The following is an 18,085-nucleotide window of genomic DNA, read 5'->3' as shown; positions in this document are numbered from 1 at the left end:
AGCGAGCTTGCTCGCGAAGGGGCCCTTAACCTCAACAAAAATCTCAGGCCTTGGCGAGTGCCGGTAAATCCCCGATCAACCCCAGCGCTTCACGCACGAACAACGCCTTGGCTTCCGGCATTTTCTCCACCATTTTCAATCCGGTATTACGCAACCAGCGCACCGGCAACGGATCGGCCTGGAACAACCGCTCGAAGCCTTCCATCGCCGCCATCAACGCCAGGTTGTGGGGCATGCGTCGACGCTCGTAACGGCTGAGGACTTTCACATCCGCCAGGCGTTCGCCACGTGTTGCCGCTTGCAGCAACACTTCGGCCAGCACGGCGGCATCGAGGAATCCGAGATTCACCCCCTGCCCGGCCAACGGGTGAATGGTGTGGGCCGCGTCGCCGATCAATGCCAGGCCTTCAGCCACATACCGCTTGGCATGCCGCTGACGCAGGGGCACACACAGGCGCGGATCGGCGCTCAGTACTTCGCCGAGCCGACCTTCAAAGGCCCGCTCCAATGCCTTGCAGAAACCTTGCTCATCCATCGCCATCAGGCGTTCGGCTTCGCCGGGTGTGGTCGACCAGACGATCGAACACCAATCCTGTTGGCCGTCCCGCTCAAGGGGCAGAAACGCCAACGGACCGTTATCGGTGAAGCGCTGCCACGCGGTCATCTGATGCGGTTTGGTGCAACGCACGCTGGTGACGATGGCATGGTGCATATAATCCCATTCGCGGGTCGCCACTCCGGCCAGGCGTCGCACCGCCGAGTTGGCGCCATCTGCCGCGATCACCAGCGGCGCGCGCAGGGTGCGGCCATCGGCCAGGGTCAGCAGCCAGTCATCGCCGGAGCGGCGCATCTGCTCCAGGCGAGCATTGGCCAGCAACCCCAGGTCGCAATCGTGCAGGCGCTCGAGCAAGGCATCCTGGACCACGCGGTTCTCGACGATATGCCCCAGCACCTCGGCATGCACGCTGGCCGCCGAGAAGTGGATTTGCCCGGTGCCGCTGCCATCCCAGACCTGCATGTCGGTGTAGGGGCTGCTGCGCCGCCCGGCGATGCCGTCCCACACGCCCAGGCGCTCGAGAATCCGCTGGCTGGCAGTCGACAAGGCGCTCACCCGTGGCTCAAACGCTGCCTGAGCGTTGAACGGTTTGACGCTCATGGGGCTGCCGTCCAGCAGCAGGACTTCCAGCCCGCTGTCCTGCAACGCCAGCGCCAGGGCGCTGCCGACCATTCCGGCCCCGACAATCAGCAGATCTGCGCGCATTTCCATGCTTTAAGCCTGTCTCTCTTGCGGCTCGAGCCGCACGTAAAGGGGTTTCCCGACCCGCGCCACCAAGTGGCCGGCGCTGTCATGAATGTCGAACCTGCAAGGCAGGTATTTTATCAATCGCGCCTTGCCGAATCGGCGGATCAGCCAGTTACGCATCTGGACGCGTACCCAGCCCCATCGCCTGCCGGGCAAACCAGCGTTTGGCCGGTGGCAGCAGATCGAGGCCGAGCAAGCCGATGTTGCGCCCCAGGGAGACCAGCGGCTGGGTACTGCCGAACAGGCGCGTAACCTGATCGGAGAAGCCCACGGTGAGGTCCTGATCGAGTCGCTGGTGTTCGCGATAGGCCTGCAACGTGGCGAAGTCGCCCAATGGTTTTTCACTGGCGAGCAAGGCATTGGCCAAAGCCTGGGCATCGCGCAGGGACAGGTTGAATCCCTGGCCGGCAATCGGATGCAGGCTGTGCGCCGCGTTGCCGAGGACCGCCAGATGCGGACGCACCTGTTCTTCGGCCTCGACCAGTGTCAGCGGATACAGATGCCGCGCACCCACCTGCTTCAATGTGCCAAGGCGATAACCGAACACACCCTGCAACTCGCTGAGGAAGCTGCGCTCGTCGAGGGCTGCCAGGCGTTGCGCGTCCATGCCCAGGCGGGTCCAGACCAATGCGCAGCGATTATCCGGAAGCGGCAGCAACGCCATCGGGCCTTCGTCGGTGAAGCGCTCGAAAGCCATGCCGTTGTGGGCTTCGCTCGGGGTGATGTTGGCGATCAGCGCGCTCTGGTTGTATGGACGCTTGCGGATGCCGATCCCAAGTTGCTCGCGCAGGCCGGAGCGGCCACCATCGGCGAGCACCGCGAGGTCGCATTCCAGGGTGGTTTCATCATTGAGGGTCAGGCGGTAGCCGTCGGTCAGCGGCTCCATGCGGGTGACTTCTGCCGGGCAGTGCCATCTGATCACGTCCTTGTCCAGGCCTTGCCACAGGCATTGGCCGAGCCAGGCGTTTTCAACGACATAACCCAGCGCTGGAACACCCTCTTCCATCGCCGACAACCGCGCCGTCGAGAATCGACCACGGTCGGAAACATGAATCTGCTTGATCGGCTCGGCTCGGCGCGAGACTTCCTGCCAGACACCCAACCGTTGATAGATTTGCCGCGAGCCGAAGGACAACGCCGAGGAACGGGCATCGTAACTCGGTTGCCAGGTGTCGCCAGGAGCAAACGGCTCGATCAACACGATCTTCCAGCCTCGGGCTTTGGCCCCGGCCTGAAGCGCCAGTGCCAGGCTTGCACCGACCAGCCCGCCACCAATGATTGCCAGATTGACTCGACTCATGCTGCCTGTGTCCGCGCGGCGGCCATCAGGGCCTCTATCTCGGCGACGGTTTTCGGCACGCCGCTCGTCAATATTTCACAGCCGGTTTTGGTAACCACTACGTCGTCCTCGATGCGCACGCCGATGCCGCGCCATTTCTTCGCAACATTCTGGTTGTCCGGGGCGATATAGATCCCCGGCTCAACGGTCAGCGCCATGCCGACTTCCAGCACGCGCCACTCGCCGCCGACCTTGTATTCGCCGACGTCATGCACATCCATGCCCAACCAATGGCCGGCGCGGTGCATGTAAAACGCCTTGTAGGCTTCACTGGCGATCAGTTCGTCAACGTCACCACGCAGCAGACCCAGCTCGACCAGCCCGGCCGTGATGACCCGGACCGTGGCCTCGTGCGCCTGATTCCAGTGCTTGTTCGGGGCGATTTCGGCAAAGGCGGCTTCCTGGGAGGCCAGCACCAATTCGTAGATCGCTTTCTGTTCCGCTGAATATTTGCCGCTGACCGGAAAGGTCCGGGTGATGTCGCTGGCGTAGCAATCGATCTCGCAACCGGCATCGATCAGCACCAGATCACCGTCCTTGAGCAGCGCGTCATTCTGCTGGTAATGCAGGATGCAGCTGTTGCGCCCCGCCGCGACGATCGACCCGTAGGCCGGCATCTTCGCCCCGCCCTTGCGGAACTCGTAATCGAGCTCGGCTTCCAGGCTGAATTCGTGTAATCCGGCGCGACAGGCCTGCATTGCCCGTACATGCGCCTGGGCGGAAATCCGCGCCGCCTCGCGCATCACTTTCACTTCTGCCGCCGATTTATACAGGCGCATGTCGTGCAGCAGATGATCCAGGGCAACGAATTCGTTCGGCGGCTGGGCACCGAGGTTGGCCTTGGAGCGGATCACGTTGATCCACTCCATCAGGTGGCGATCGAATTCGGGGTTGCTGCCCATGGCCGAATATACCCGGTCACGGCCTTCGATCAGGCCCGGCAGGATGTCGTCGATATCAGTGATCGGAAAGGCGTCGTCGGCGCCGAAGTCGCGAATCGCGCCTTCCTGCCCGGCACGCAGGCCATCCCACAGCTCGCGCTCGGCATTGCGTTCGCGGCAGAACAGGATGTATTCGCCATGCACGCGCCCCGGCATCAATACCAGTACGGCCTGGGGCTCGGGAAAGCCGCTGAGGTACTGGAAGTCGCTGTCCTGGCGGTAAACGTGCTCGACGTCGCGGTTACGAATAGCCACCGCGGCGGCGGGCAGGATGGCGATGCTGTTGGGTTCCATCTGCGCCATCAGGGCCTTGCGGCGACGGCTGTATTCCGATTTCGGGATATGGATCATGGGCAGATGGCGTTCCCTGGCAAACGATTAGTGCAGCGACGGTTTGGCGGCGGCCGGTACGTCTTTTTTGGTCTCGGAGAACAGCAGCAGCGGAGCGACGCGCAGGTATTCCATGACTTCCATGTAGTCGTTTTCGCCGTCGTCGGACTCTTCCAGGGCATCCTGCACCTGGGAAATGGCCGCCAGATCCTGCAGCACCTCGGTGGCCTCGGTGCTCAGGGCGCTGCTGTCACGGCAGTTCAGGCCGAAGCCGCTGAGGAAACCCTGGCACCACTGGCCCAGTGCGACAGCACGGTCGGTGAGGGGGGCGTCATCGGTCGGCAACAGCAGAACGACGGTCACGTCATCGCCCGTTAGCTCGCCCTTGACCATCTCTTGCAAGCCGATCAAGGCGTTGCGAACGTTGTCCTGCGGCTCGCTTTCGAGCAGTTCGGCGGCATCGATCAACCACTCTTCGGCATTGAAACCGGCGCCGGCACAGCTGCGGCCGAGCAGCAGGCCATGCAGTTCGGCAGGCGAGACGTTATGACCGCTGGAAGTCAGCAGGGTGGCGAAGGCTTGGTACGGGGAATTCTGAATGGTCATGGGCAGCTAGGCGCCAGACGGCGCTATGTCTAGAATGAAGGCCTTGTATCCTACATCGACTACCCCTGTAGGAGCGAGCTTGCTCGCGATGGTCGCCAACGATAACGTTGGGTACCTGACACCCTGCGGCGTTCTCGGGTTCATCGCGAGCGAGCTCGCTCCTACAGTCCGTCACCCATCAGACAGTGAAGACAATGGAAGACACCGACCTGCAAGCGCTGATGGCCAGACTCGAACTGCTGATTACCCGAGTCGAGCAACTTAAGAGTCAAAACGGACTCTTACTAGCTCAGGAAAAGACCTGGCGCGAGGAACGCGCGCACCTCATTGAAAAAAACGAAATCGCCCGGCGTAAGGTCGAATCGATGATTTCGCGCCTCAAGGCCCTGGAGCAAGACTCATGAGTTCAAGCAATAGCGTCACCGTGCAGATCCTCGACAAAGAGTATTCGATCATCTGCCCTCAGGAAGAGCGCAGTAATCTGATCAGCGCCGCCCGTTATCTGGACGGCAAGATGCGCGAGATCCGCAGCAGCGGCAAAGTCATCGGCGCCGACCGTATCGCCGTGATGGCCGCGCTGAACATCACCCACGACCTGTTGCACAAGGAAGAACGGCCGGATATCCAGGCCAGCGGCTCGACCCGCGAACAAGTGCGTGACCTGCTCGATCGCGTCGATCTGGCGCTCGCCACCGATCCGGATGTCACCAAAGGCTGATTCGCGCCGCCGCTTGCGGTATAATCCCCTCACTCCCTGGGGTGCTTGCCAGTTGGCGATGTCCCTGAGCCGATTTGCTATACCCTGGAGGTTGCACGTTGGGCTGGTGTGCATGTCCGCTAGACGGAAAGCCTTAAAGCCTACTGCATCTTCCACCTTGAACTTTCGGGTTCAAGGGCTAAGTCGACAGCGGCACATTCGGGGAGCCTGATTTCAGTCCAATGCCGGTTTTGATACCGGCATTGGCGTTTTTACGGGTACGCTTCACGTATCCGCATTGTTGAAGCCCGAATACATGACCGAACCTGCGCTGCTCCCCCGCCCGCAACTTCGACGCATGCTGCGCAAGGCCCGCCGCGCACTGACACCCAGTCAGCAACGCCAGGCCGCTCGCGGGCTGTACAAGCAATTGGCCCAGCAACCGCTGTTCCGCCGCGCCCGGCACATCTCGCTCTATCTACCGACCGATGGTGAAATCGATCCGCGTCTGTTGCTGCGCGCCGCGCAACGCCGGGGCAAAGCCACCTATCTACCGGTGCTGAGCGCCTGGCCGCGAACCAAAATGGTGTTCCAGCGCATCCGTCCCGGGGAAAAACTCAAACCCAACCGTTTCCGTATTCTCGAACCACGGGCCAACCTCGCCCGGCAGCGCAAGATCTGGGCGCTGGATCTGGTGCTGTTGCCATTGGTGGGTTTTGACGATGTCGGCGGACGCCTGGGAATGGGCGGTGGTTTCTACGACCGGAGCCTGGCCTACCTGGCGCGACGAAATGACTGGCGCAAGCCGACGCTGTTGGGGCTGGCCCATGAATGTCAGAAAGTGGCGCGATTGGCTCAGGCGAGCTGGGATGTGCCGCTGCAAGGAACGGTGACGGACAAGGCCTGGTATTACGCAGGCTAGGCGCCACTTCGATCAGTGGCGCCGAGACAACAGGATCAGCGCTTGAAGGCTGTCGACTGTTGCTGCAACTGGGCGAGTTCGACCGGCGCATCGGTCTTGTTGGCCCATAGGCTTTGGGCATAGCCAGTGGTCACGACGCCAAGGCCAAACAAAATGACCAAAATCCATAGTAAATCCGGTTTGCGTTTCATCGATTGCCCCCCAAAGGCACATCAACACGATGACAGCAGCGGTTTCCGTTTGTAGGCCGTGCAGCAGCGTCAAGCTTTAAAGGCCGGCATTTTGCGACAACCTGAACCGCTGCGCAAATGCTGACGTCAACCGACTGTCGGTTTGTCATAAAATCGCCAACAAGCTGCTCAATCACCACGCAAGGAGCAAAAGACATGGCCTATTGGCTGATGAAATCCGAGCCCGACGAACTCTCGATCAAAGGGCTGGAAAAGCTCGGCAAAGCGCGCTGGGACGGGGTTCGCAACTATCAGGCACGCAATTTCCTGCGGACCATGGCGGTGGGGGATGAGTTCTTTTTCTATCATTCCAGCTGCCCCGAGCCTGGCATCGCCGGAATCGGCAAGATTGTCGAAGCCGCGTATCCGGACCCGACGGCGCTGGAGCCAGAGAGCCATTATTTTGACCCAAAGGCCACTCCGGAGAAAAACGCCTGGAGTGCGATCGATGTCGCGCATGTCGAGACGTTTGCCCGGGTGCTGAAACTGGATTATCTGAAACAGCAGACGGCGCTGGCCGAGTTGCCGTTGGTGCAGAAAGGCTCGCGACTGTCGGTGATGCCCGTAACCCCGGAGCAGTGGGCGGCGGTGATTGCTTTAAAGCCTTGAGTCATTCATTGCCTGTACCGGCCTCTTCGCGGGCAAGCCCGCTCCCACAATGGATTTGTGTTGGAAAACGATCACGTATACACCAAAGAAAACTGTGGGAGCGGGCTTGCCCGCGAAGAGGCCGGCCCGGACAGCAGAGTTCTTACTGAATGATCAGGTTGTTGAACAACAAATCCTCAACCACCGGCTTACCGGTTTCGTCGCTCATCACCTGTTGGGTCTGTTTCAGGGCTTCCTGACGCAGCTTTTCCTTGGCCTCGACGTTGTTCATCGTCTCGGTGGTCTGCTGGGCGAACAGTGCGACCAATTGATTGCGGATCAAGGGTTCATTGGCCTTCACCGCCTTGGCGGCCTCGTCACCGGTCACCCGCAACGCCACATCGGCCTTGTAGACCTTGAGTTTCGGCGTGCCGTCCAGCCCGTAGTTACCCACGAACGGCGGGCTCAGGGTGATGTAACTGACCTTCGGAGCTGCATCTTCTTTGGCTTCTTCGGCCACCGCTGCCACAGGCAGAGACAGGGCCAGCATCAACATGATCCACGCTTTCAAAATTCGCTCCTTATCCGGTTTGCGGCCTAGCATAACGACCCGCCGCGCAAGCACAAGCTTATGGCTGACTATCAGGGCCGGGCATGCTCGTTGACCCATCGACCCACACACCTACACTTATCGGCCATCACTCCCAAAGGAATAGCCCTGATGAAAGCCGTGCTGTGCAAAGCCTTCGGCCCTGCCGAATCGCTGGTGCTGGAAGACGTCGCCAGTCCTGTCGCGAAGAAGAATGAAATCCTGCTGGACGTGCACGCCGCCGGGGTGAACTTCCCCGATACGTTGATCATCGAAGGCAAATACCAGTTCAAGCCGCCCTTCCCGTTTTCGCCGGGTGGTGAAGCGGCCGGCGTGGTCAGCGCAGTGGGTGAAAAAGTCAGCCACTTGAAAGTCGGTGACCGGGTCATGGCCCTGACCGGCTGGGGCAGCTTTGCCGAGCAGGTCGCCGTGCCGGGCTACAACGCACTGCCGATCCCGCCATCGATGGACTTCAACACCGCCGCCGCCTTCAGCATGACCTACGGCACCTCGATGCATGCCCTCAAGCAGCGCGGTAACCTGCAACCGGGCGAAACCCTGCTGGTACTGGGTGCTTCCGGCGGTGTCGGCCTGGCGGCGGTGGAAATCGGCAAAGCCATGGGCGCCCGGGTGATCGCGGCGGCCAGCAGCGCAGAGAAACTCGCCGTGGCCAAGGCCGCCGGCGCCGACGAACTGATCAACTACAGCGAAACCAGCCTGAAGGACGAAATCAAGCGTCTGACCGACGGCCAGGGTGCCGACGTGATCTACGACCCGGTCGGCGGTGACCTGTTCGACCAGGCCATCCGCGCCATCGCCTGGAACGGCCGCTTGCTGGTGGTCGGCTTCGCCAGCGGACGCATTCCCGAATTGCCGGTCAACCTGGCCTTGCTTAAAGGTGCGGCAGTGCTCGGCGTGTTCTGGGGCTCGTTCGCCCAACGCCAGCCGCAGGACAACGCGGCGAACTTCCAGCAGTTGTTTGGCTGGTTTGCCGAAGGCAAGCTCAAGCCTCTGGTGTCCCAGGTGTATCCGCTGAGCAATGCGGCGCAGGCGATCAATGACCTTGGCCAGCGTAAAGCGGTGGGGAAAGTGGTGGTGCAGGTTCGCTGAATTTCTCTGCAAACAAGCGCGGCCATGTAGCCGCGCTTTTATTGCCGTCAAAGCAACACCCGAATCTCCTCCGGCAAAAACCGCACATACCGACTCGCCGGATGTGCGCTACACCGCTGTACAATCGAACGGACGCTGGCATTGAGCTTGGCAATCAGAGCCAGACGTTTCTCTTCCGGCAATTGAGTCGGTGAAAGCGAGTGGGTCAGGTAACTGCGGGTCCAGCTGAAAACCGGCAGGTCCACCCACGAGGAAGTGGCGATGCTCAACGATGCCCGTGCGATAGCACTGCATTTCAGCCGCTCCAGCTCCTTGTTGACGTGGAAGGGATGTTCGCTGTCCAGCCTGTATTCCATGGGTGCGACCACGATGATTTGCGCAGGTTGACCCTTGGTAATTGTCCACGGCTTGAATCGCCATTGGTTGACTGCGGCCAATGACGCCTCTTCGAGTTCGGGATGTGCACTTTGCGCAATCCCGGCATTACTGACTGATCCATCGGCCTTCACAGTCATGCTGACACGCACCATGCCAGTGACACCCGCCCGATGCAGCGCCTTCGGATAAATCGGCTTTGGGTTGTTCTCGGGTATCAGAAATACCTCCCCGGCCCTGATATCCGCAGAGACCAGCAACAAAATTCCAACCAACCACCACCGCATGTCCCTCTCCCTTCGTCTGCAACGCCAGACTTGGCAACAGCACAAAGGTTAAAGCGCCGGGCCATTCGACATAACGCCATGACTTCTGCTTTAAACGAAGGATCTTTCCTAAAGTCCTGCCCCATTCCGGGCAGATCAAATGCCCCAAACGAAAACAGGTAACGCTTCCTACAACGCCCTTCACTTACATCTGAGCGACATGTTCATAAAGGAATGCGCGACTTCCAACATTTCCGCTGTTTTGCCGATGAGAACCGGTGCTATTTTCGGTAACGAAACTGTAACATTCGTATCCGCAGTCAAAACAAGAAATCTGGAGCTCTTGAATGTTTGCTTTCTTTCGTCCTGCCGCACATCAGGCTCCATTGCCTGAAGAAAAAATAGACAGCACCTACCGACGCCTTCGCTGGCAGATTTTCGCCGGCATTTTCATTGGCTATGCCGGTTACTACCTGCTGCGCAAAAACTTCTCCCTGGCCATGCCGTATCTGATCGATGAGGGCTACTCCCGTGGCCAGCTGGGTCTGGCGATGTCCGCCATCGCGATTGCCTACGGTCTGTCGAAGTTTCTCATGGGCCTGGTGTCCGACCGTTCCAACCCGCGCTTCTTCCTGCCATTCGGTCTTCTGGTGTCGGCTGGGGTGATGTTCATTTTCGGTTTCGCGCCTTGGGCGACGTCCAGCGTGACCATGATGTTCATTTTGCTGTTCATCAACGGCTGGGCGCAGGGCATGGGTTGGCCGCCGAGTGGCCGGACCATGGTGCACTGGTGGTCGCAGAAGGAACGTGGCGGCGTGGTGTCCGTCTGGAACGTGGCGCACAACGTCGGCGGTGGCCTGATCGGCCCGTTGTTCCTGATCGGCATGGGGCTGTTCAATGACTGGCACGCCGCGTTCTACGTACCGGCAGCCGTGGCGCTGGCAGTAGCGGTGTTTGCCTTTGTGACCATGCGCGACACCCCGCAATCGGTTGGCCTGCCGCCGATCGAGCAATACAAGAACGACTACCCGGAAGGCTACGACGCCAGCCACGAAGAGGAATTCAGCGCCAAGGAAATCTTCGTCAAATACGTGCTGCGCAACAAAATGCTCTGGTACATCGCCTTGGCCAACGTCTTTGTCTATCTGCTGCGCTACGGCGTGCTGGACTGGGCACCGACCTACCTGAAGGAAGCCAAGGGTTTCACTGTGGATAAAACCTCGTGGGCGTACTTCTTCTACGAGTGGGCAGGTATCCCGGGCACGCTGCTGTGCGGCTGGATGTCGGACAAGATCTTCCGTGGCAACCGTGGCCTGACCGGCATGGTGTTCATGGCGTTGGTGACGGTCGCGACGCTGGTTTACTGGCTCAACCCGGCCGGCAATCCGATGGTCGACATGATCGCGCTGCTTTCCATTGGCTTCCTGATCTACGGCCCGGTGATGCTGATCGGCCTGCAGGCGCTGGAACTGGCACCGAAGAAAGCTGCCGGTACGGCGGCGGGCTTTACCGGTCTGTTCGGTTACTTGGGCGGTTCGGTCGCGGCCAGTGCAGCGATGGGCTACACCGTGGACCATTTCGGTTGGGACGGCGGTTTCGTGCTGCTGGTCGGTGCCTGCCTGTTGGCGATGGCCTTCCTGGCCCCGACACTACGGCACAAACAAATCGCCAGTCAGGGCCGCGAAGCACTCGCTTGATCGGCCTTTGATTTACAGCGCTTGAGCCGCGCCTCCAGATTCCGGTCTGGCATGGCGTGGCTACGAAGGGCGTGCGCGGTCTGCTCGACATAATCGCGAGTGGTGCCGTAGCGCCCGCAGGCGTTTTCGAACACATGGCTCAGCACATGGTCCGGCAAGTTGCCGGCATAGCTGGGCAGGTGTCGTTCCAGCACAAAACCCAATGCCTGAACCTGGCTGCCATCGTCGAGGCGGCAGTTGAGCCAGTGCGGGCGGTAGGAAGGGAAAGGCATCTCGCGCTGCCAAAGTGCGTAGAGCGAGGCTTCGAGTTGCTCTTCGGGCAAGCGATAGGCGAAACCGCTGCAAGAACCGCCGCGATCCAGGCCAAACACCAGGCCGGGCATTTCCGGGGTGCCGCGATGTTCGTGGGACCAAAGGTACAACCCGCGATGGTAGCCATGCACCCGGCCGCGAACCCGCTCAACCGCCGTGCATTCAGGGCGCCAGATCAGCGAGCCATACGCAAACAGCCACACCGGCCCGCCCTTGTGGCGCGCCATGGTCGATTGCATCGAGCTGAGCAGTTGTTCGTGAGTGAGCTGCGGCCCCAGATCGAGCCGCGGAGGGTAAGCCAGATTCAAAAAAGCAGATTCAATGGCGCTCATGGCGAATAGCGTTCAGCTCCCCGCGGGTGAAGAATTACTTAATAGAACGCACGGCTGTAACAATAAGGCACATAAGTTTTAAGGCAATTTGAGTGCCATGGCACAGTTCTTAATGAATTGCCTGGATGGAATATAACCTACCGGCATTTACATACTTTTATAAATACCGATGGGCTATATAGAGAGTTATAACAGGATAACCTGTAGGAGCGAGCCTGCTCGCGATGGTCGTTAACGATTACGCGGGAAGTCAGGCTGCCCGCGGTGTTCTTGGGCCCATCGCGAGCAAGCTCGCTCCTACAGGGTGTGCAGCATCAGGATCTTGGTGCGTAGGCAAATACGTCGGCACGCATCTGGTGGGCATCCATTCCCGCTTCCACCAGCGCATCCAGCGTGCCGTAGACCATGGCCGGAGAGCCACTGGCGTACACGTGTAGCGGCTTGAGGTCAGGGAAGTCTTCACAGACCGCTTCATGCAACATGCCGCACCGCCCTTCCCAACCGCATTGATCGCTGACGACCTTGTGCAGGAACAGGTTGGGCAACTTCAGCCATTCGTCCCAATGCTCGATTTGATAAAAATCTTCAGGACGACGCACGCCCCAATACAGATGCACCGGGTGCTTGAAACCTGAGGCCCGGCAATGCTCGATCAGACTATGGATCTGGCCCATGCCGGTACCCGCGGCGATCAGCACGAGAGAACCTTCCGGCAACTCCTCCAGGTGGGTATCGCCGAACGGCAATTCGACCCGCACCATGCTGTTGCGCTGGAGCTGTTCGATCAGGCTCAGCGCACTGGATTCGCGCGCCAGTACGTGGATTTCCAGGTCGCGCCCCGCATGCGGTGCCGAGGCGAGGGAGAATGCGGACTTTTCGCCGCTCTCCCGTTCGATCATCAGGTACTGGCCAGCGTGGTAGCGCGGCGGTTTGCCGGCCGGAGCCCGCAGACGCACGCGCCAGGTGTCGCCGCCCACCTCCTTACACTCAATGACCTGACACGACACGCTGCGCACCGGCAGTTCTCCCAGCGCGAGCACGCCATCCCACAGCACGATGCAGTCTTCCAGCGGCTCCGCTATGCAAGTGTAGAACTCGCCATGGTCACGCACATTGCCAGCCTGCTCGACCCGGCCTTCCACCAGCAGCGCCGCGCACACGTGGCAATTGCCGTTGCGGCAGCTTTGCGGGCATTCGTAGCCCAGACGTCGTGCGCCATCGAGAATCCGCTCGCCGGGCAATATCTCAAGTACTGCTCCGGAGGGCTGCAAGGTTACACGCATCAATCTATTCCTAACTGATTCCAGATGGCATCGATCCGCTGGGTCACGGCATCGTCCTTGACGATGACCCGGCCCCATTCGCGAGTAGTTTCGCCCGGCCATTTATGCGTGGCATCGAGGCCCATTTTCGACCCCAGGCCGGAAACCGGCGAGGCGAAGTCGAGGTAGTCGATCGGCGTGTTGTCGATCATCACGGTGTCCCGCTTGGGGTCCATGCGCGTGGTGATGGCCCAGATCACGTCGTTCCAGTCCCGGGCGTTGATATCGTCGTCGGTGACGATAACGAACTTGGTGTACATGAACTGTCGCAAAAACGACCAGACACCCAGCATTACCCGCTTGGCATGACCCGGATACGACTTTTTCATGGTCACGATGGCCATGCGGTACGAGCAACCTTCCGGCGGCAGGTAGAAATCGGTGATCTCCGGGAACTGCTTCTGCAGGATCGGCACGAACACTTCGTTCAATGCCACGCCGAGGATCGCCGGCTCATCCGGCGGACGGCCGGTGTAGGTACTGTGGTAGATCGGCTTGATCCGATGGGTAATGCGCTCGACGGTGAACACCGGGAAGCTGTCGACTTCGTTGTAGTAACCGGTGTGGTCGCCGTATGGGCCTTCATCGGCCATCTCGCCCGGATGGATCACGCCTTCGAGGATGATTTCGGCGGTGGCCGGCACTTGCAGGTCGTTGCCGCGACACTTCACCAACTCAGTGCGGTTACCGCGCAGGAGGCCTGCGAAGGCGTATTCGGAAAGGCTGTCGGGCACCGGGGTCACGGCACCGAGGATGGTCGCCGGGTCAGCGCCCAGGGCCACGGAAACCGGGAACGGCTGGCCCGGATGCTTTTCGCACCACTCGCGGTAATCCAGCGCGCCGCCACGGTGGCTCAGCCAGCGCATGATGACCTTGTTGCGACCGATCACTTGCTGACGGTAGATTCCGAGGTTCTGGCGATCCTTGTTCGGGCCTTTGGTGACGGTCAGGCCCCAGGTGATCAGCGGACCGACATCGCCCGGCCAGCAGGTCTGCACCGGCAGCATGGCCAGGTCGACGTCGTCGCCTTCGATGACCACTTCCTGGCACACCGCGTCCTTGACGACTTTCGGCGCCATCGAAATGATCTTGCGGAAGATCGGCAGCTTGGACCAGGCATCCTTCAAGCCTTTGGGCGGCTCGGGTTCCTTTAGGAACGCCAGCAGCTTGCCGATCTCGCGCAGCTCGCTGACCGACTCGGCACCCATGCCCATGGCGACCCGCTCGGGGGTACCGAACAGGTTGCCGAGTACCGGGATGTCATAGCCTGTCGGCTTTTCGAACAACAGCGCCGGGCCTTTGGCACGCAGCGTGCGATCACACACCTCGGTCATCTCCAGCACTGGAGAGACGGGGATCTGGATGCGTTTCAACTCTCCGCGCTGCTCAAGCTGCTGCACGAAATCCCGAAGATCCTTGAATTTCATTGATGATGGCACCCGAAAAATAGGCGTACATCCTACCTGCTCTGCCGGCCGCTGGCAGCTTATCGCTGCTTATCTGGATGCATTCACCTGCGGTTTCCCCTCGTTTGCCCTGGCTTGCAGACTGACAAACAGCGGTTCGAGGATCGGCGCCACGAACCGCGCACCGACTTCCGAGAGGTGATTGTCATCGGTGTACAACGAGTAGCCGCCGCGTTCGGCGCGGCACAGGCCGCTGGCATCACACAGTCTTGGCGCCGGGTCCACCACCTGTACCGCCGGGTCCTGCGCCAATTGTGCGAACAATTGACTGATGAATGCCTGGCGCTTGTGATGCTCTGCGAGCGCCAGCCCGACATCGTCGACCGGACGGGCCAGCATTGCCAGACGGGTGAGGCGATACGGTGGGCTGAAGGCCTGCAACGGCGCCTCTTTTACCAGCCAGACCCGATGCCCGCCGGCACGCAATTGCGCGACTCGGGTACGCAAGCCATCGGCCAGACGTTGTTCGGCAATTGCGCGGTCGTAATGCCCGTCAGCGCTTTTCAGAACGTGGCCCAGATCACCTTTGGCATCGCCATAGAGGTATAGGCTCCAGTGCGCGACCAGCACCACATCGCTGACAGCTTGCGGCTTCAGGGCCTGTTCAACACGTCGATTGAACCGCGCACAACGCGCATCGTGCTCCAGGCCTTCGACAGGCAAACAGCCAGCAGAACTGGCGAGCATCACATTGACGCCATGGGCCTTGGCACCCTCGTCGAAAACCGGAATCAACGCCGTGGCATGGCTATCGCCCCAGACAAGCGCTGGGGGCAGGCGGTTTTGCGCGCCATAACGGCAGAACAACTTGTCATCCGGCGTCTTGTCATCGGCCAGGCAGGCCATCAGCTCTGGCCGCCATTCGCGACCCTTGGCGTATTGCAGGGCCTGGTCAGACAGACGCCATGGCAAGCCGTCGGTCCATCGCAAGGCTTGTCCGGCCAGGCCGAGCACCAGGACGCCGCAGGCACCAGCGAGCAGAATCTGCCGGCGCCCGGCGAGCAGGCGACGCTCACGAAACGGGGTTTCGACGAATTTCCACGACAGATAACCCAGCAACAGCGTCAGTAAAATCAACCCGACACTGTCGAAAACACTCGTTTCACCGACGCTGGCATAGCTGGAGAATACGAACACCGGCCAGTGCCACAGGTACCAGGAGTATGAAATCAGACCGAGGCCGACCATTATCCGACTGCTCAAAAACTGACCAACCCAGGTTTCACGATGACCGTTGGCCAGAATCAACAGCACCACACCCGGCACGGGCAGCAACGCCGCGACACCCGGGAATGGCGTGGCCTTGTCATAACCGAACACCGCCAACAAGATCAGCAACATACCGAGCAGACTCAGCCATTGCGCTGCCATCGGCTTGAGACGCCATGCAGACCTGGGCGCTACCGCCAGCATCGCACCGGCCAATAGCTCCCACGCACGCATAGGCAACAGGAAGAAAGCTTTTTCCGGATGATGGGCGACAGCCCACACGCTCAAACCAAAGGACAGCAGCAATACGCTGAACAGCGCCAGTCGCCAATGCTTGAGACGGCTCGACAGCAGTGTGAGCAGCAACGGGAAGACGATGTAAAACTGCTCCTCCACCGCCAGCGACCAGGTGTGCAGCAGGGGCTTGAGATCGGAGGCGACGTCGAAATAGCCGTCCTGGCGCATGAACAGGATGTTGGAGACGAACATCACCTGGTAACGCACCGATCGTCCCAGCTCTTCGTAATCCTTCGGTGCCAGCAAAAACCAGCCGACCGCCAGCACCGCAATGACCATCGCGAACAACGCCGGCAAAATCCGCCGCGCACGCCGGGCCCAGAAATCGACGAAGCTGAATTGCCCGGCCTGGCGCTGACTCCAGATGATCGACGTGATCAGGTAACCGGAAATCACGAAAAACACGTCCACGCCGACAAAGCCGCCGGTAACCCCAGGAACGCCAAAGTGAAACAGCACGACGGCGATCACCGCCACTGCGCGCAAGCCGTCGATATCCCTTCGATAAGCCAGTGAGCTCATAAACATTAAACCGGTCAGATCGTTATTTTCAGCGCGCTTGAGCATCGCCCCCGGAGATGACCGCAAACGCGGCTGGTTGAAGTGCTAACCAACTGACCTTGGCCAATCAAAAACCTCCCATGGCCCAGGCAAAAAAAAGGCGCCCCACCGGGGCGCCATTCTCTTGAACTCAACGGGCGATGTTACTTGCGCTTCATCGACAGGAAGAATTCGTCGTTGGTCTTGGTCGTTTTCAGCTTGTCGACCAGGAACTCGATGGCAGCAATTTCATCCATCGGGTGCAGCAGTTTGCGCAGAATCCACATGCGCTGCAGCTCGTCGTCGGCGGTCAGCAACTCTTCGCGGCGGGTGCCGGAACGGTTGATGTTGATGGCCGGGAACACACGTTTTTCAGCGATGCGGCGATCCAGAGGCAGCTCCATGTTGCCGGTGCCTTTGAATTCCTCGTAGATCACTTCGTCCATCTTCGAACCGGTTTCAACCAGCGCGGTGGCGATGATGGTCAGCGAGCCGCCTTCTTCGATGTTCCGCGCGGCGCCGAAGAAACGCTTCGGTTTCTCCAGGGCGTGGGCATCGACACCACCGGTCAGTACCTTGCCGGAGCTCGGGATCACGGTGTTGTAGGCGCGCGCCAGACGAGTGATGGAGTCGAGCAGGATCACCACGTCTTTCTTGTGCTCGACCAGGCGCTTGGCCTTCTCGATCACCATTTCGGCAACCTGCACGTGACGGGTTGGCGGCTCGTCGAACGTCGAGGCAACCACTTCACCGCGCACGGTGCGCTGCATTTCGGTTACTTCTTCCGGACGTTCGTCGATCAGCAGCACGATCAGGTGAACTTCAGGGTTGTTACGCGCGATGTTCGCGGCAATGTTCTGCAGCATGATCGTCTTGCCGGCTTTCGGCGGTGCAACGATCAGACCGCGCTGGCCTTTACCGATCGGGGCGCACAGGTCGATGACACGACCGGTCAAGTCTTCGGTGGAACCGTTACCGGCTTCCATCTTCATGCGCACGGTCGGGAACAGCGGGGTCAGGTTCTCGAAGAGAATCTTGTTCTTCGCGTTTTCCGGACGGTCGAAGTTGATCGTGTCGACCTTGAGCAGCGCGAAATAACGCTCGCCTTCCTTTGGAGGGCGGATCTTGCCAACGATGGTGTCACCGGTGCGCAAGTTGAAACGACGGATCTGGCTCGGCGAGACGTAGATATCGTCCGGACCTGCGAGATAGGAAGCGTCAGCGGAGCGCAGGAAGCCGAAGCCGTCCTGGAGAATCTCCAGCACGCCATCACCGGAGATTTCCTCACCGCTTTTCGCGTGCTTCTTGAGCAGGGAGAAAATCACGTCCTGCTTGCGCGAACGGGCCATATTTTCTATGCCCATCTGTTCGGCCAATTCGAGCAGTTCGGTAATCGGCTTTTGCTTGAGTTCAGTCAGATTCATATAGGAATGACGTAATCATTTATGGAGGGGGGAAATTAAGCTTTTGGCTTAATGAGGCCGCGCCGCAGAGAAGGCGACAGGATCGCGTACTTATTCGAAAAGGAGTGCGTCGGCGACGGCTAGCAGGGGGCAATGGAGAAACCAGTGCGGGGCCGAATGTACCACCTGAGTTTAGGAGCGTCTAGCCCTG

General features: G+C 60.1%; 18 protein-coding genes and 1 other RNA gene. 7 read left to right on the top strand and 12 right to left on the bottom strand.

Annotation, left to right across the window (positions count from 1 at the left end):
• Positions 1–43: 43 nt before the first annotated feature.
• The 4 genes from KGA98_RS02015 to KGA98_RS01995 form a co-directional block, all read right to left on the bottom strand.
• The gene (locus KGA98_RS02015) at positions 44–1,261 is read right to left on the bottom strand and encodes a 2-octaprenyl-3-methyl-6-methoxy-1,4-benzoquinol hydroxylase (protein WP_223500993.1); all 1,218 of its coding nucleotides are present in this window, start codon (positions 1,259–1,261) and stop codon (positions 44–46) included.
• A gap of 154 nt (positions 1,262–1,415) precedes the next feature.
• Positions 1,416–2,603, bottom strand: a complete 1,188-nt coding sequence (gene ubiH, locus KGA98_RS02005; protein ID WP_150813740.1) for a 2-octaprenyl-6-methoxyphenyl hydroxylase — start codon at positions 2,601–2,603, stop codon at positions 1,416–1,418.
• Positions 2,600–3,934 (bottom strand): Xaa-Pro aminopeptidase, encoded by a 1,335-nt coding sequence (pepP, locus tag KGA98_RS02000; protein ID WP_154860922.1) that lies wholly within the window; start codon positions 3,932–3,934, stop codon positions 2,600–2,602. The genes ubiH and pepP overlap by 4 nt, the downstream gene beginning before the upstream one ends.
• Before the next feature lie 27 nt (positions 3,935–3,961).
• Positions 3,962–4,519 (bottom strand): YecA family protein, encoded by a 558-nt coding sequence (locus KGA98_RS01995; protein WP_057712822.1) that lies wholly within the window; start codon positions 4,517–4,519, stop codon positions 3,962–3,964.
• Positions 4,520–4,713: 194 nt separating this feature from the next.
• Here KGA98_RS01995 and KGA98_RS01990 point away from each other — a divergent pair, with 194 nt between their 5' ends.
• From KGA98_RS01990 to KGA98_RS01975, 4 genes are all read left to right on the top strand, one after another.
• Positions 4,714–4,923: a TIGR02449 family protein gene (locus KGA98_RS01990; RefSeq protein WP_007982902.1), complete on the top strand. Its 210-nt coding sequence runs from the start codon at positions 4,714–4,716 to the stop codon at positions 4,921–4,923.
• Complete coding sequence (locus KGA98_RS01985; protein WP_057712821.1) at positions 4,920–5,237, top strand: cell division protein ZapA; 318 nt, start codon at positions 4,920–4,922, stop codon at positions 5,235–5,237. Before KGA98_RS01990 ends, KGA98_RS01985 begins: the two co-directional genes overlap by 4 nt.
• 30 nt (positions 5,238–5,267) lie before the next feature.
• A non-coding RNA gene (ssrS, locus tag KGA98_RS01980) (6S RNA) lies at positions 5,268–5,446 on the top strand.
• An 86-nt stretch (positions 5,447–5,532) separates the two neighbouring features.
• Complete coding sequence (locus KGA98_RS01975) at positions 5,533–6,138, top strand: 5-formyltetrahydrofolate cyclo-ligase (protein ID WP_008048703.1); 606 nt, start codon at positions 5,533–5,535, stop codon at positions 6,136–6,138.
• Between the two features lie 35 nt (positions 6,139–6,173).
• On the opposite strand, the gene KGA98_RS01970 is transcribed toward KGA98_RS01975, so the two are convergent.
• Positions 6,174–6,329, bottom strand: a complete 156-nt coding sequence (locus KGA98_RS01970) for a hypothetical protein (RefSeq protein WP_007982896.1) — start codon at positions 6,327–6,329, stop codon at positions 6,174–6,176.
• A 195-nt stretch (positions 6,330–6,524) separates the two neighbouring features.
• On the opposite strand from KGA98_RS01970, the gene KGA98_RS01965 reads away from it, so the two are divergent.
• Positions 6,525–6,977 carry an EVE domain-containing protein gene (locus KGA98_RS01965; protein WP_154909843.1) on the top strand — a complete coding sequence of 151 codons (453 nt, stop codon included), beginning with the start codon at positions 6,525–6,527 and terminating at the stop codon, positions 6,975–6,977.
• 142 nt (positions 6,978–7,119) lie between these two features.
• Here KGA98_RS01965 and KGA98_RS01960 read toward each other — a convergent pair whose 3' ends face one another.
• Complete coding sequence (locus KGA98_RS01960) at positions 7,120–7,527, bottom strand: flagellar basal body-associated protein FliL (RefSeq protein ID WP_223500643.1); 408 nt, start codon at positions 7,525–7,527, stop codon at positions 7,120–7,122.
• A gap of 150 nt (positions 7,528–7,677) precedes the next feature.
• Here KGA98_RS01960 and KGA98_RS01955 point away from each other — a divergent pair, with 150 nt between their 5' ends.
• Positions 7,678–8,655, top strand: coding sequence for an NADPH:quinone oxidoreductase family protein (locus tag KGA98_RS01955; protein WP_056726390.1), 978 nt, complete (start codon positions 7,678–7,680; stop codon positions 8,653–8,655).
• A gap of 47 nt (positions 8,656–8,702) precedes the next feature.
• On the opposite strand, the gene KGA98_RS01950 is transcribed toward KGA98_RS01955, so the two are convergent.
• Positions 8,703–9,317 (bottom strand): energy transducer TonB, encoded by a 615-nt coding sequence (locus tag KGA98_RS01950; RefSeq protein ID WP_223500634.1) that lies wholly within the window; start codon positions 9,315–9,317, stop codon positions 8,703–8,705.
• Positions 9,318–9,643: 326 nt separating this feature from the next.
• Here KGA98_RS01950 and glpT point away from each other — a divergent pair, with 326 nt between their 5' ends.
• Positions 9,644–10,993, top strand: a complete 1,350-nt coding sequence (gene glpT, locus KGA98_RS01945; RefSeq protein WP_008048696.1) for a glycerol-3-phosphate transporter — start codon at positions 9,644–9,646, stop codon at positions 10,991–10,993.
• Here the strand turns inward: glpT and KGA98_RS01940 are convergent.
• The 5 genes from KGA98_RS01940 to rho all read right to left on the bottom strand — a co-directional run bounded on the left by KGA98_RS01940 (position 10,969) and on the right by rho (position 17,895).
• Positions 10,969–11,637 carry a gamma-glutamylcyclotransferase gene (locus KGA98_RS01940; RefSeq protein ID WP_090452075.1) on the bottom strand — a complete coding sequence of 223 codons (669 nt, stop codon included), beginning with the start codon at positions 11,635–11,637 and terminating at the stop codon, positions 10,969–10,971. The genes glpT and KGA98_RS01940 overlap by 25 nt on opposite strands.
• A 314-nt stretch (positions 11,638–11,951) precedes the next feature.
• A complete protein-coding gene (locus tag KGA98_RS01935; RefSeq protein ID WP_223500632.1) occupies positions 11,952–12,920 on the bottom strand; it encodes a CDP-6-deoxy-delta-3,4-glucoseen reductase in 969 nt (322 codons plus the stop codon).
• Positions 12,920–14,386, bottom strand: a complete 1,467-nt coding sequence (gene ubiD, locus KGA98_RS01930) for a 4-hydroxy-3-polyprenylbenzoate decarboxylase (RefSeq protein ID WP_008048693.1) — start codon at positions 14,384–14,386, stop codon at positions 12,920–12,922. Before ubiD ends, KGA98_RS01935 begins: the two co-directional genes overlap by 1 nt.
• A 69-nt stretch (positions 14,387–14,455) precedes the next feature.
• Positions 14,456–16,453 carry an acyltransferase family protein gene (locus KGA98_RS01925; protein ID WP_223500630.1) on the bottom strand — a complete coding sequence of 666 codons (1,998 nt, stop codon included), beginning with the start codon at positions 16,451–16,453 and terminating at the stop codon, positions 14,456–14,458.
• A 182-nt stretch (positions 16,454–16,635) separates the two neighbouring features.
• Positions 16,636–17,895 carry a transcription termination factor Rho gene (rho, locus tag KGA98_RS01920; protein WP_057712815.1) on the bottom strand — a complete coding sequence of 420 codons (1,260 nt, stop codon included), beginning with the start codon at positions 17,893–17,895 and terminating at the stop codon, positions 16,636–16,638.
• Positions 17,896–18,085: the final 190 nt, after the last annotated feature.

The sequence above is a fragment of the Pseudomonas sp. BF-R-24 genome (assembly GCF_019947335.1).
GTDB lineage: Bacteria > Pseudomonadota > Gammaproteobacteria > Pseudomonadales > Pseudomonadaceae > Aquipseudomonas > Aquipseudomonas jessenii.
The sequence above is the reverse complement of the archived record's forward strand: the minus strand, read 5'-3'. Positions and strand labels throughout refer to the sequence as shown.

Coding starts and splice junctions, on each gene's coding strand:
- KGA98_RS01940 (WP_090452075.1), bottom strand. CDS start 11,637: ATGAGCGCCATTGAATCTGCTTTTTTGAATCTGGCTTACCCTCCGCGG.
- rho (WP_057712815.1), bottom strand. CDS start 17,895: ATGAATCTGACTGAACTCAAGCAAAAGCCGATTACCGAACTGCTCGAA.
- KGA98_RS01990 (WP_007982902.1), top strand. CDS start 4,714: ATGGAAGACACCGACCTGCAAGCGCTGATGGCCAGACTCGAACTGCTG.
- KGA98_RS02015 (WP_223500993.1), bottom strand. CDS start 1,261: ATGCGCGCAGATCTGCTGATTGTCGGGGCCGGAATGGTCGGCAGCGCC.
- KGA98_RS01925 (WP_223500630.1), bottom strand. CDS start 16,453: ATGAGCTCACTGGCTTATCGAAGGGATATCGACGGCTTGCGCGCAGTG.
- KGA98_RS01965 (WP_154909843.1), top strand. CDS start 6,525: ATGGCCTATTGGCTGATGAAATCCGAGCCCGACGAACTCTCGATCAAA.
- KGA98_RS01935 (WP_223500632.1), bottom strand. CDS start 12,920: ATGCGTGTAACCTTGCAGCCCTCCGGAGCAGTACTTGAGATATTGCCC.
- ubiH (WP_150813740.1), bottom strand. CDS start 2,603: ATGAGTCGAGTCAATCTGGCAATCATTGGTGGCGGGCTGGTCGGTGCA.
- KGA98_RS01985 (WP_057712821.1), top strand. CDS start 4,920: ATGAGTTCAAGCAATAGCGTCACCGTGCAGATCCTCGACAAAGAGTAT.
- KGA98_RS01975 (WP_008048703.1), top strand. CDS start 5,533: ATGACCGAACCTGCGCTGCTCCCCCGCCCGCAACTTCGACGCATGCTG.
- KGA98_RS01950 (WP_223500634.1), bottom strand. CDS start 9,317: ATGCGGTGGTGGTTGGTTGGAATTTTGTTGCTGGTCTCTGCGGATATC.
- KGA98_RS01995 (WP_057712822.1), bottom strand. CDS start 4,519: ATGACCATTCAGAATTCCCCGTACCAAGCCTTCGCCACCCTGCTGACT.
- KGA98_RS01970 (WP_007982896.1), bottom strand. CDS start 6,329: ATGAAACGCAAACCGGATTTACTATGGATTTTGGTCATTTTGTTTGGC.
- glpT (WP_008048696.1), top strand. CDS start 9,644: ATGTTTGCTTTCTTTCGTCCTGCCGCACATCAGGCTCCATTGCCTGAA.
- pepP (WP_154860922.1), bottom strand. CDS start 3,934: ATGATCCATATCCCGAAATCGGAATACAGCCGTCGCCGCAAGGCCCTG.
- ubiD (WP_008048693.1), bottom strand. CDS start 14,386: ATGAAATTCAAGGATCTTCGGGATTTCGTGCAGCAGCTTGAGCAGCGC.
- KGA98_RS01955 (WP_056726390.1), top strand. CDS start 7,678: ATGAAAGCCGTGCTGTGCAAAGCCTTCGGCCCTGCCGAATCGCTGGTG.